This is a genomic window from Streptomyces sp. ADI95-16, assembly GCF_003721495.1.
Lineage (GTDB): Bacteria > Actinomycetota > Actinomycetes > Streptomycetales > Streptomycetaceae > Streptomyces > Streptomyces goshikiensis.
In genome coordinates this window covers 5282886-5294411 of record NZ_CP033581.1, presented here as the reverse complement: position 1 = coordinate 5294411, position 11526 = coordinate 5282886, and the positions used below count along the sequence as shown (strand labels likewise).

Sequence of the window (11526 nt, the reverse complement as noted above, 5' to 3'; positions counted from 1 at the left end):
ACGAAGCCCGGTACGTCCGGCCGCTGGACGCGTCAGATGGCTCAAGTACGGTGGGCCGCGTGTCTCAGAGCGATCACTCCCGTCAGCGGCGCCGTCGCCCGCGCCGCAAGGCCGCCGGCCTGCTCGTCCTGCTCGCGCTCGCCGGATATCTCGCCGTGCAGTACGAGTCGAACGAGGGTGGTGGCGGGCCGCACTGCACGGCCAGTGTGCTCACCGGCGCGGACGAGGCGGGGCGGGGCGGCACCCGCGAGTCGTTCGACATGTCGCTGGAGCAGGCGGCGAACGCGGCGACGATAGCCGCGGTCGGCGTCTCCAAGGGCCTGCCGGACCGGGCGGTGACCATCGCGCTGGCGACCGCGATGCAGGAGTCGGCGCTGCGCAACCTCAACCACGGCGACCGGGATTCGCTCGGCCTGTTCCAGCAGCGGCCCTCGATGGGCTGGGGCAGCCCGGACGAGATCAGGGACCCGGTGTACTCGTCGGGGATCTTCTACGACCACCTGGTCGAGGTCCCGGGCTACTCGCGGCTCCCGCTGACGGTGGCCGCGCAGAAGGTGCAGCGCAGCGGCTTCCCGCAGGCGTACGCGAAGCACGAGCCGGACGCCATGGTGCTGACGGCGGCGTTCGGCGGCCGGGGTTCCCTGACCTGTGGCGGCCCCGCGCCCACCGCGCCGGGCGACCCGGAGAAGGTACGGACCCAACTGGTGCGGATCTTCGGGAAGAAGGTGCTGGCCGGCGGCGCACCCGCCGCGGCCGGGGACTCCGGCAAGCGGCGCGGGGAGGCGGAGATCAACCTGCCCCTGAAGGCGGACGGCGACGAGGCCGAGTCCCGCCGGGGCAAGGCGCTGGCGCACTGGGCGGTCGCCAACTCGCGCTCCCTGGGCATCACCCGGGTCTCCTACGCCAGGCAGGGCTGGGTCGCGGGCGAGGCCAGGGGCACCTGGCAGGACACGGGCGGCGCCGGCACGTCAGGCGGCGCGGACCCGCACGGCGCGACCGACAACGAGGTACGGATCTTCGTGGCCCAGTGAGCCGCGTTCAGGTGTACGGGGCGTCCCCCACACGGGGGTGACCGGCGCGGCCGCCCCACGGGGTCCGGGAGGGGCACAAAGGCCTGGTCGGCGCACATCCAATGCGGTTGTCGCGGAAGCCGATTAAACGATGCGTTACCGATCCTTTACCTTCGGGGTCCGCAACTTCGCCCGCCCCACGAGCGGTTGTACACGGCGTACTCAGCCGCTACCGCTTAGGAGCATCATGACCCTCCCCCTGACCCGCCGGATCGCCCGCGCCGCGCTGCTGCTCGCCGCCGGCGCAGCTCCCGTGGTCGGTGCGGCCGGCGCGGCCAGCGCCGCGGGCCTGGACGCCGTACCGCAGCTTCCGCAGCTGGGCGGGCTCACCGCCCCCGACGCGGCCGCCCAGGCCGTTCCGGCCGCGCCCGGCGAGCTCACCGGCACCGCCGGATCGCTGCTCGGCGGTCTGCCGGCCGCCGGGCAGGCCACCTCGGGGCTGCCCACCTCGGGGCTGCCCGCCGCGCCGGAGCTGCCGCTGGGCGGGCTGCCGCTGGCCGGCCTGGGCGGCTGACCACCGCCCCGCGCACGCGCCGAAGGGCCGGGAGCACCAGCTCCCGGCCCTTCGGGCTGTCAGGGCGTCGGGCCGTCGGGCCGCCCGGTCAGCCGAGGCGCTTGACCGCCGCCGCGACCCGCTCGTCCGTGGCCGTGAAGGCGACGCGTACGAAACGCTCGCCGGCCTCCCCGTAGAAGTCGCCCGGGGCGACGAGGATGCCGAGCCCGGCGAGGTGGGCCACCGTCTCCCAGCAGGGCTCGTCCCGGGTCGCCCACAGGTAGAGGCTGGCCTCGCTGTGCTCGATGCGGAAGCCGTGCGCCTCCAGGGCCCCGCGCAGCGCCGCACGCCGGGCGGCGTAGCGGCCGCGCTGCTCCTCGACGTGCGCGTCGTCGCCGAGCGCCGCCACCGTCGCCGCCTGCACCGGGGCGGGGGTCATCATGCCGCCGTGCTTGCGGATCTCCAGCAGCTCGCGGAGCACTCCGGCGTCACCGGCGACGAACGCCGCCCGGTAGCCCGCCAGGTTCGACCGCTTCGACAGCGAGTGGACGGCCACCAGGCCCTCGTAGGAGCCGCCGCAGACCTCGTCGTGGAGGACGGAGACGGGCTCGGCCTCCCAGCCCAGCTCCAGGTAGCACTCGTCGCTGAAGACGAGGATGCCGTGCTCGCGCGCCCAGGCCACGATCCGGATCAGGTCTTCCTTGGGGATGACCTTCCCGGTGGGGTTGGACGGGGAGTTGAGCCAGAGCAGCTTCACGCCCGCCGGGTCGAGCTCGGTCGGGTCGTCGTACACGACCGCCTCGGCGCCGCACAGGCGCGCGCCGACCTCGTACGTCGGGTAGGCGAGCCGCGGGTACGCGACCTTGTCCCCGGCGCCCAGCCCCAGCTGGGTCGGCAGCCAGGCCACCAGCTCCTTGGAGCCGACCACCGGCAGCACGTTGCGGTGCCCGGCGGCGCTCGCGCCGAGGCGGCCGCGCACCCAGCCCGTGATCGCGTCGCGCAGGGCGACCGTGCCCCATACCGTCGGGTAACCCGGGGAGTCGGCGGCCTCGACGAGGGCGCGCCGGATCAGCTGCGGCACCGGGTCGACGGGGGTGCCGACCGACAGGTCGACGATGCCGTCCGCGTGGGCCGCCGCCGTCGCCTTGTACGGCTCCAGCTTGTCCCAGGGGAAGGCGGGAAGACGTGCGGAAAGTGCGGCCACGGTGCTCTGCTCTCTCTGGGGGCGTGGAGGGGTGGGGGCGGCGGGAGCGGTGCGATCCGCGGTCCCGGCGCCGGAAACGGCTCGGTCCCGCGCGGCCGGAGGGCCGTACGGGACCGAAGCACGCGAAGCGCCTGGGGCGCAGGGCGTCAGTGGCCCTCGCCCATCGGCGGCAGCGCGGCGACGAAGGGGTGGTCCCGCTCGATCAGGCCCAGCTTGGAGGCACCACCGGGCGAACCGAGCTCGTCGAAGAACTCGACGTTCGCCTTGTAGTAGTCCTTCCACTCCTCCGGGGTGTCGTCCTCGTAGAAGATGGCCTCGACCGGGCAGACCGGCTCACACGCACCACAGTCGACGCACTCGTCCGGGTGGATGTACAAGGACCGCTGGCCCTCGTAGATGCAGTCGACGGGGCACTCTTCGATGCATGCCTTGTCCTTGACGTCGACACAAGGCTCCGCGATGACGTAGGTCACGCTCTCGTTCCTCCTCGGTAGGGCTTTCCATATCGCGCGGGAGCGCGGCGTCGTCGATGCCCACACCTAGTATCTCCGTTCCCGGGCACGATCCGAACAGGAGGGGCGGACAGAGCTGTGGAAATCACTGCCGGTGGACTGCTGGAGATCCGTATCACCCCCGCTGACGTGGGTAAACGAGTGTCTGTACGACGGGTGGATCCGGGGCGCGGCGGACCCCCCGGGTTCAGTGACGCGGTAGGGGTTCTCACATCCTGGAACGAGGGTGTGCTCGTGATCACACAGAAGAACGCGAAGACGGTCCGCATCGAGGAATCGTCACTGGTGGCGGGCAAGGTCGTACCCCCGGCGCCGGCCCGGCGCCGGGGCCCCGCGGCCTCCTTCGAGGAACTGGCCCGCATCACCGCGCGGGCCTGGGTGCCGCTGGAGAGCGAGCCGCTGGGCGAGTGGGTCCTGCGCGCGTCCGAGGGGTTCACCCGACGCGCCAACTCCGTGCTGCCGCTCGGCGACCCGGGGGCACCGCTGGACGAAGCACTCGCGCGGGTGACGTCCTGGTACGCGGAGCGCGGGCTCCCGGCGTACGTGCAGGCCGCGACGGGGGCCGTGGGCACCCAGGAGGCGCTGTGCGCGGAGCTGGAGGCGCGGGGCTGGGTGAACGAGGTGTCGGCGGAGGTCCGTGTCGGGGCGCTGGCGCCGGTCGGCGACCTGGACGCCGCGGCGGCCGACGACGTACGGCTGACCCGGGTCCCGGACGAGGAGTGGCTGGCCCGGTACGGGAAGGTCCGCGACCCCCGGCTGGCCCGGCGGATGCTGGTGGAGGGCCCGTCGGTGTGGTTCGCGACGCTGCCCGGCCGGGCGATCGGGCGGATGGTGGCGGACGGGCGCTGGGCCGGGTTCGGGGCGGTCGAGGTCGACCCGGAGCACCGGCGCGGGGGCCTGGCGACGGCCGTGATGGCGGCCCTGGCGCGGCGGGCGCTGGAGGAGGGCGCGTCGGCGGCGTGGCTCCAGGTGGAGGCGGACAACCCGGGGGCGCGGGGCCTGTACGACGGGATGGGCTTCACGACGCACCACATGTACCACCACTTCCGGGCGGCGGCGTGAGTTCCGGGGCGGCGCGGGAGAGGCGGGAGCGGTTCGCGGCACAGGCGCGGTCGCAGCGGCCGGACCTGGCGGCGCTGTGCCTGCTGCTGGCGGCGGAGGCGGACCCGGACCTGGACGAACGGGCCATGGACTGGGCGCAGATCGAGCTGGACCGGCTGGCGGGGATGCTGCCGTACGGGCTGCGCGGCGCCAGGGCGTGGGCGTCGGCGGTGACCGAACTCCTCGGCGGGCGGCTGGGCTTCCACGGCACCCCGGCGGACTACGAACGGCTCTCGTCCTCGCTGCTGCACGAGGTGCTGCGGCGGCGCCGGGGCCTGCCGATCCTGCTGTCCGTGGTGTGGACGGAGGTCGCGCGGCGGGCGGGGGCGCCGGTGTACGGGCTGGCCCTGCCGGGGCACTTCGTGGTGGGCTTCGGGGATCCGGAGGAGGGCGTGGTCGTGGACCCCTTCGCGGGCGGCGCGTCCCTGGGCGCCGGACCGGCCGAGCTGGCGCGGGCCCCTCGGGAGCCGGCGCGCACGCTGGACATCGTCCTGCGCATCCTGAACAACATCCGGGCGTGGGCCTCGGCCCGCCCCGAGCAGTCGGCGGTGGCCCTGTGGGCGCTGGACCTCTCGCTCCTCCTGCCCTCGCACCCGGCGTCGCTGCGGTACGAGCGGGCCCGGCTGCTGGTGGAACGCGCCGAGTTCACGGCGGGGGCGGCCGAGCTGGACGCGTACGCGGAGGTCGTGGACGCCGTCGACCCCGGCGCCGCCGCCCGCATCCGCGCGGAGGCCGGCTCGGCTCGCGCCCTGCTGAACTGACCCGGAGCGGCTCGTACCCGGCCCGACCGGACCCGCCACGACCCGGCCCGGCCCCGGAACGAGCCGGCCCCGCCACAGCCCGGACCCGGGACAGGCCGGACCCGGGACAGGCCGGGGTCCGGGGCCCGGAACGGGCCGAACCCGGCGCGGCCCGGAGCCCGGGCGCGGGGCACGGGGCCGGGGCACGGGGCACGGGCGCGGGCACGGGGTCCGGGACGCAGGCCCGGGACGCAGGCCCGGGACGCAGGCCCGGGACGCAGGCCCGGGACGCAGGCCCGGGACGCAGGCCCGGGACGCAGGCCCGGGACGCGGCGCCGGGCGCGGGCACGGGGTCCGGGGCGCAGGCCCGGGACGCGGCGCCGGGCCCGCGCTAGAGCCAGCCCTTCTCGCGGGCCACGCGCACCGCTTCGGCGCGGTTGCGGGACGCCAGTTTCTGGATCGCCGTCGAGAGGTAGTTCCGGACCGTCCCCGGGGACAGGTGCAGCCGCTCGGCCAGTTCGGCGTTGGTCGCGCCGAACTCCGCCGCCCGCAGGACCTCCCGTTCGCGGTCCGTCAGCGGGTTCGCGCCCTCCGCCAGGGCGGCCGCCGCCAGCGTGGGGTCGATGACCCGCTCCCCCGCGAGGACCTTGCGCACCGCGTCCGCGAGCTGCGCGGCCGGCGCGTCCTTGACCAGGAACGCCGAGGCGCCCGCCTCCATCGCGCCCCGCAGGTAGCCCGGGCGGCCGAAGGTCGTCAGGATGACGATCTTCACGTGCGGGACGGCGGTCCGCAGCGACGCCGCCGCCTCGATGCCCGTCATGCCCGGCATCTCGATGTCCAGCAGCGCGACGTTCACGTCGTGCGCCCGCGCCGCCGCCAGCACCTCGTCCCCGCGCGCGACCTGTGCCAACACCTCGATGTCCGGCTCCAGTCCGAGGAGGGCCGCGAGGGCTTCCCGGACCATGGACTGGTCCTCCGCGAGGAGGATCCGGATGGGGAGTGCGCTCATGATCCCGATCCTAGGGGGACTCGGGCCAGCAGGCGGAAGCCCTTCTTTCCGGCCGGACCGGCCGACAGGGTGCCGCCCACCGCCTCCAGCCGCTCCGTCAGGCCCGTCAGGCCGTTCCCCGGCACCGGCGCTCCGCCGCCCCCGCCGTCGTCCGCGACCGACAGCTCCACCAGCTTCCCCGCGAGGGTCTGGAGGAGCTCCACCCGGACCGTGCAGCGCTGCGCACCGCTGTGCCGGACCACGTTCGTCACCGCCTCCCGCAGCGCCCACGCCAACGCCGACTCCACCTCCTCGGGCAGGCCCTCCACCGGCTCCGCCGGGAGGTCCGCCAGCACGCCCGCCGCCGTCAGCGCGGTCCGCGCGCCCGCCAGTTCGCCGGGCAGGGTGGGCCGCCGGTAGCCGCTCACGGCCTCCCGTACGTCGACCAGCGCCTGCCGGCTGACCCGCTCGATGTCCGCGACCTGCTGGGCCGCCGCGTCGGGCTGCCCGGGCAGCATCCGCCCCGCCAGCTCGCTCTTGAGCGTGATCAGGGACAGCGAGTGGCCGAGGAGGTCGTGCAGGTCCCGGGCCATCCGCAGCCGCTCCTCGTTGGCCGCGAGCTGCGCCACCGTGGCCCGCGCCTCGCGCAGTTCCATGGTCGTGCGGATCATCGCGCGGATGCCGACCATCGCGAACCCGCCCATCAGCGCGGGGATCAGCAGCCCGGCGAGGTACTCGTCGCCGCCGGGCACCGCGAAGGCCGTCAGCGCCAGCAGGGCGGTAACGCCGGGGACCGTGAAGCGGGAGATCTCCCCCGGCAGCGCGGCGCCGGAGGAGACCGACACGAACACGAACAGGACGAGCCATTCGCGGCCCAGCGACAGCGACAGCACCGTGGCCGTCACCGAGAGCGCCGCCACCGAGATCAGCACGCGCCGCACCTCGGTCTGCCGGGCGGTGCGGAAGACCAGGACCAGGTACGAGGCGACGAAGGCCGCGAGGCCCAGGCCGCCGAGCAGCCGGGCCCCGAGGCTGTGTCCGCCGCTGACGAGGTCGGTGACGGGGGCGCTGAGGTAGACCAGCCAGAGGCCGACCCACAGCGCCTTCACGGCCTTCTGCCGGCGGGTCTCGGGCCGGAGCCCGATCCGGGGCCCGCCCTTCGGCCCCGCCCGCCCCGTCCCGCCGGTCTCGGTCACCGGCCCCGTCACGCTGCTCGGGCTCGTCACTCTCGTCACGCCTTCAGGGAGTCCTTGCGGTACAGCCAGGCGGCGGCACCGGTGAACAGTACGAAGTAGACGGCGAGGATCGCCACGTCCTTGGCCTGCGGCGCGCCTCCCAGCTCGATGGCCTGGCCGAGACCGGCGTAGGCGTGGGTCGGCAGCCACTCGCAGATGGACTGCAGCCACTGCGGGAACGCGGCGGTGGGCATCCACAGGCCGCCGAGGATCGACAGGGCGAAGTAGAACAGCATCGTGATGGGGCGGACGTTGTCCCCGCTGGCCAGGTAGCCGATGGCCACGCCGAGGGCGGCGAAGACCAGGCTGCCGGCCCAGATCGCGCCGGTCAGGGCGAACCACTGCCAGACGTCGAACCGTACGCCCTTCACCACGGCGGCGACCGCGAACACGACCAGGATCGCGGGCAGCGAGAGCACGCCCGCGCTGGCGGTCTTGGCGAGGACGTAACCGCGCCCGGGCAGCGCGGTCAGCCGCAGCTGGCGCACCCAGCCCGACTCGCGCTCCTTGGCGATCCGCTCGCTGTTGCCCACCAGGACGGCCGTCAGGGCGCCGAAGGAGGCCATGGCGACCATGTAGAAGGCGGGCATGGTCAGTTCGGTGCCCATGACCTTCGTGGAGCCGCTCAGGGTGCCGCCGAGCATCAGGAAGAGGGCGGCCGGATAGAGGACGGTGAAGAACAGGTACTTCTTGTTCCGCAGGGCGCGGGTGACTTCGAGCTTGATGAGCTTCGTCGATCCGGTGTTCAGCATGACGCGTCGGCCTCCTCGGCCTCGGTGAGGGCGATGAAGGCCTGCTCCAGGCCCAGGCCCGCGACCTCCAGGTTGCGGGGGTAGAGCCCGAGGGCGTAGACGGCGTGGACGGTCGCGTCGGCGTCGCTCGACTGGAGCTTGACGGTGTCGCCGTGGCGCTCGTAGCCGGTCAGGTGCGGGAGCCCGCGCAGCGCCGTCTCGTCCACGGAGGAGTCGTCGAGGTCGAAGGCGATCCGGCGGGCGCCGGCCTTCGCCTTGATCTCGGCGGCGGTGCCGTCGGCGAGGACCCGGCCCCGGTTCAGGACGATCACCCGGTCGGCGATCGCGTCCGCCTCCTCCAGGTAGTGGGTGGCGAACAGGACCGTGCGGCCCGCGGCGGCCTGCTCCCGCATGGTGGCCCAGAAGGCCTGGCGGGAGGTGACGTCCATGCCGGTGGTGGGCTCGTCGAGGACGATCAGGTCATTGTGTCCGGCCGTGGCGAGGGCGAAGCGGACGCGCTGCTCCTGGCCGCCCGAGAGCTTGTTGACCATCCGGCCCGCGATCTCCGCGACGCCGGCGCGGCTGAGCACCTCGTCCACCGGGTACGGGCGCGGGTGCAGGGCGCAGGTGAGCGTGACCAGCTCGCGGACGGTGACGTCCTCCATCAGGCCGCCGGTCTGGAGCATCGCGCCGACCCGGCCGGCGGCGATGGCCTCGCGCGGGGTGGTGCCGAAGAGCCGGACGGAGCCGGAGTCGGCGGGGCGCAGGCCGAGCAGCAGGTCGAGGGTGGAGGACTTGCCGGCTCCGTTGGGGCCGAGGAGGGCGACGGTCTCGCCCGGGTGGAGCGCGAAGGAGAGGCCGTCGACCGCCCGGACGGCGCCGTAGCTCTTGGTCACGTTCTCGAAGCCCACCACGGCGCCGGGGTGGCCGGTGTCCGGGGCGGCGGCTGTGTGCGTCGCGGTCGTCGTCGTCATGTGTCGAGGATCGCCCGTGCGGGGGTGCGCGCGGCAGTGTCGCCGGTCGTGGGCTGCGGATGACAGATGTCATGGCCACGGAGTGACAGGGGACGACGTGGGACGACGCGGTACGGCGGAGCCCCCGCCCGGGGTCCGGGTGGGGGCTCGGCCGTGCGGCGCCCGCGCGGGGCGGTGCGGGTCGGTCCGGGTCAGTTCGGGTTGGTGTCGATGGTGACGGTCCGCTCGGCGACGGTCCTGCCGCGCAGGGCCTTGCCGAGGGCGCCCGCGACGTCCTGCGGGGTGACGGCGGTCTTCTCGCCGGTGCCGCGCATGATCATGACCCCGTCGAAGGTGTTCCCGTAGAGCTGCTTGAGCGCTTCGAGGTCGTACTTCTCGACGAGGTGGCCGTCGACGACCTGCATGCTGAGGATCTTCGGGAGGGACACCTTCGGGCCGAAGGGGATGGACTTGCCGCCCGCCGTGACGACCGCGTTCTGCGACATCGCCGGGGCGGCGAAGTCCTTCATGGCCCGGTCGAGTTCCTCCTGGCCGACGACGGGCTCCTTGGTGGCGACCGGGAGTTCGGCCACGGGGGCCTTGCCGGAGGCCACCATGGCCTGGAAGGCCTTGAAGACCAGTTCCGCGGAGGCGTCCACGTCGATGCTGGTGCCGGCCTTGCCGGGGACGGCGACGGCCTTGCCCGGCTCGAACTTGATGGTGCCCTCGGTCGCGGTGCCGGAGGTCGAGGCGAGTTCCTGGAGCGCGACCTGGAGCTTCTCGTCGTCCTTCGGCAGCACGGGTTCGGCCTTGCGCTCGTTGCCGAGGAGCGAGCCGATGACCGTGACGGGGTTGTAGTCGCTGCCCGCCGCGTTGCGGACGGTGGTCTGGGCGTCCAGGGTGAGCCCGGCCTTGTCCGGCTTCAGCTCGACCTGCTTGCCGCCGACGCTCAGCTGGAGCGGGGCCTCGGCGCGGTTGCCGAAGGCCCGCTGGAGCTTGGCGACGGCCTCGTCGCGGCTGCCGCTGATGTCCACGCCGAGGACGGTGGTGCCCTTGGGGACGTCGGAGTGGTTCAGGAGCAGGCCCGCGCCGTAGGCCACGCCGATCAGGCCGAGGACGGCGCCGCCGAGCAGGGCGACCTTGGAGCGGCCCTTCTTGGCGGGCTTGGCGGGCTTGGCGGGCTGGGCCGCGGCCTTGGCACCCTTCGCGGGCTGCGCCGCGTCCCGGGGCGGGGCGACGGGTTCCGGTCCGCGCGGCGGAACGGGCAGCGGGCCGGGGCCGCCCGGTACGGGGGCGGGCGCCGGGGCGTTCAGGTCCGGGCCGGGCCAGACCGGCTCGTCGGCGCCCACGGGCGCGGTCCCGAGGGCGGGGCCGCCGGTGGGGCCGGCGGGCTCGGCGTAGGGGGGGAAGGCCTCGGTGGTGGGGCCGCCGTCGTACGCCGGGAAGTCCTGGGTGCCGGGGCCGCCGACGCCCGGGCCGCCGGGCGTGGGCGCGGCCGGATATCCGGCTCCGGGGCGGGGCCCGCCGGGGGCGGTGGGTGCGGTGGGCGCCTGGGCGTAGCCCGCGCCGGGTGCGCCGGACCGCGGGCCCGCGCCGGCCGGGGGAAAACCGTTCCCGCCGGGCTGGCGGCCGTAGCCGCCGTCGGGGCGTCCGTCGAATCCGGGACCCGCGGGCGCGCCGGGCCCGGCCGTACGGGCATCGGGGCGGGGCGCGCCCGAGCCCGGGCCCGCCGGGGCGGGCGCGGAGGGGTAGCCCGCCGGGCGGCCGCCGGCGGCGGGAGCGCCCGGGTTGCCGGGGCTGCCGGGGTTGCCGGGCCGCTGTCCCGCCGGGTTCGGGTAGCCGGCGCTCGCGCCGGGCTGCCGGGTCGGCAGGGCCGCGGGCGGGGCGGGGGCCGCCTTGCGCGGGGCGAACCAGTTGCTGGCGGGCTCGGCGGGCTCGCCAGGGGCCGGCGCGGGGGCCTGCCCCTGCGCGGGAGCGGGCGGCCGTCCCCCGGCGGGCGCGGAGGACGACGGCGGCAGCGCGGCGCGCACCGGCCCGTCGCCGGGCTCGGGCGCCGCCTCGACCCGGGTCGGCCGGGGCCGCCCGTTCGGCTTCGGCTCGCGCGGGGGCGCCGGGGCGGCCTCGGCGGCGCCGGCCTCGGCGTCGGCGGCGGCGACCGGCTTGCGGACCACGACCGGTGGGATCGGCCGCGAACCCGGGATGTTGATCCGGATCCGGGTCGTCAGGGTGGTCTCGGTCTTCGGCCCGTCGGTGTCGGGCGTGGACGGCTTCGACGTCACAGGGTTCTCCTCCGGGGTGGTCGCCGCAGCGTCCGTGGACGGATACTGGCCGGTTCCATACGGCGGCGTACCCGAGGGGTAAGCGGCTCCACCGCGCCCTTGGGGCCCGGAGGACGAACTGTCAGTTTCACGACTCAAGGCAGGTTCTCCCGGTTGGCTCCGCCGCCCGTCATACCGTGCGCGGGCAGCTCGGCGGCCCGTCCACCATACTGGCCGTCGC

Annotated in this window: 11 protein-coding genes; 4 read left to right on the top strand and 7 right to left on the bottom strand. The window is 75.0% G+C overall.

Translation table 11 applies throughout. The features are described 5' to 3' along the window. The first annotated feature begins 59 nt into the window (after positions 1 to 59). Entirely contained in the window at positions 60 to 1031 is a 972-nt protein-coding gene (locus EES41_RS23790) for a hypothetical protein (RefSeq protein ID WP_123080240.1), read from the top strand. A 226-nt stretch (positions 1032 to 1257) separates the two neighbouring features. Next, on the top strand, positions 1258 to 1584 hold the full coding sequence (locus tag EES41_RS23785) for an ATP-binding protein (RefSeq protein WP_123080239.1): 327 nt from the start codon (positions 1258 to 1260) through the stop codon (positions 1582 to 1584). A gap of 88 nt (positions 1585 to 1672) precedes the next feature. Here EES41_RS23785 and dapC read toward each other — a convergent pair whose 3' ends face one another. Together dapC and fdxA are read right to left on the bottom strand one after the other, a co-directional pair. Further along, positions 1673 to 2767 (bottom strand): succinyldiaminopimelate transaminase, encoded by a 1095-nt coding sequence (gene dapC, locus EES41_RS23780; protein WP_123080238.1) that lies wholly within the window; start codon positions 2765 to 2767, stop codon positions 1673 to 1675. Positions 2768 to 2913: 146 nt separating this feature from the next. Beyond that, a complete protein-coding gene (gene fdxA, locus EES41_RS23775) occupies positions 2914 to 3240 on the bottom strand; it encodes a ferredoxin (protein WP_008737202.1) in 327 nt (108 codons plus the stop codon). 117 nt (positions 3241 to 3357) lie between these two features. Between fdxA and EES41_RS23770 the strand changes: the two genes are divergently transcribed. Beyond that, positions 3358 to 4341 (top strand): GNAT family N-acetyltransferase, encoded by a 984-nt coding sequence (locus EES41_RS23770; RefSeq protein ID WP_123080237.1) that lies wholly within the window; start codon positions 3358 to 3360, stop codon positions 4339 to 4341. After that, positions 4338 to 5141, top strand: a complete 804-nt coding sequence (locus tag EES41_RS23765; protein ID WP_123080236.1) for a transglutaminase-like domain-containing protein — start codon at positions 4338 to 4340, stop codon at positions 5139 to 5141. Before EES41_RS23770 ends, EES41_RS23765 begins: the two co-directional genes overlap by 4 nt. A gap of 370 nt (positions 5142 to 5511) precedes the next feature. Here the strand turns inward: EES41_RS23765 and EES41_RS23760 are convergent, their stop codons facing one another. The 5 genes from EES41_RS23760 to EES41_RS43130 all read right to left on the bottom strand — a co-directional run bounded on the left by EES41_RS23760 (position 5512) and on the right by EES41_RS43130 (position 11306). Continuing rightward, on the bottom strand, positions 5512 to 6129 hold the full coding sequence (locus EES41_RS23760) for a response regulator transcription factor (RefSeq protein WP_123080235.1): 618 nt from the start codon (positions 6127 to 6129) through the stop codon (positions 5512 to 5514). Beyond that, the gene (locus tag EES41_RS23755) at positions 6126 to 7253 is read right to left on the bottom strand and encodes a sensor histidine kinase (protein ID WP_123082655.1); all 1128 of its coding nucleotides are present in this window, start codon (positions 7251 to 7253) and stop codon (positions 6126 to 6128) included. Before EES41_RS23755 ends, EES41_RS23760 begins: the two co-directional genes overlap by 4 nt. A gap of 86 nt (positions 7254 to 7339) precedes the next feature. After that, positions 7340 to 8095, bottom strand: a complete 756-nt coding sequence (locus EES41_RS23750; RefSeq protein WP_123080234.1) for an ABC transporter permease — start codon at positions 8093 to 8095, stop codon at positions 7340 to 7342. Then, the gene (locus EES41_RS23745) at positions 8089 to 9048 is read right to left on the bottom strand and encodes an ABC transporter ATP-binding protein (RefSeq protein ID WP_123080233.1); all 960 of its coding nucleotides are present in this window, start codon (positions 9046 to 9048) and stop codon (positions 8089 to 8091) included. The genes EES41_RS23750 and EES41_RS23745 overlap by 7 nt, the downstream gene beginning before the upstream one ends. Before the next feature lie 191 nt (positions 9049 to 9239). Further along, positions 9240 to 11306, bottom strand: coding sequence for a hypothetical protein (locus EES41_RS43130; RefSeq protein WP_367995785.1), 2067 nt, complete (start codon positions 11304 to 11306; stop codon positions 9240 to 9242). Positions 11307 to 11526 lie beyond the last annotated feature (220 nt).

Bases quoted from the DNA above. Each gene is read 5' to 3' on its own strand.
- EES41_RS23785 (WP_123080239.1), top strand. From the start codon at position 1,258: ATGACCCTCCCCCTGACCCGCCGGATCGCCCGCGCCGCGCTGCTGCTC.
- EES41_RS23760 (WP_123080235.1), bottom strand. From the start codon at position 6,129: ATGAGCGCACTCCCCATCCGGATCCTCCTCGCGGAGGACCAGTCCATG.
- EES41_RS23750 (WP_123080234.1), bottom strand. From the start codon at position 8,095: ATGCTGAACACCGGATCGACGAAGCTCATCAAGCTCGAAGTCACCCGC.
- EES41_RS23745 (WP_123080233.1), bottom strand. From the start codon at position 9,048: ATGACGACGACGACCGCGACGCACACAGCCGCCGCCCCGGACACCGGC.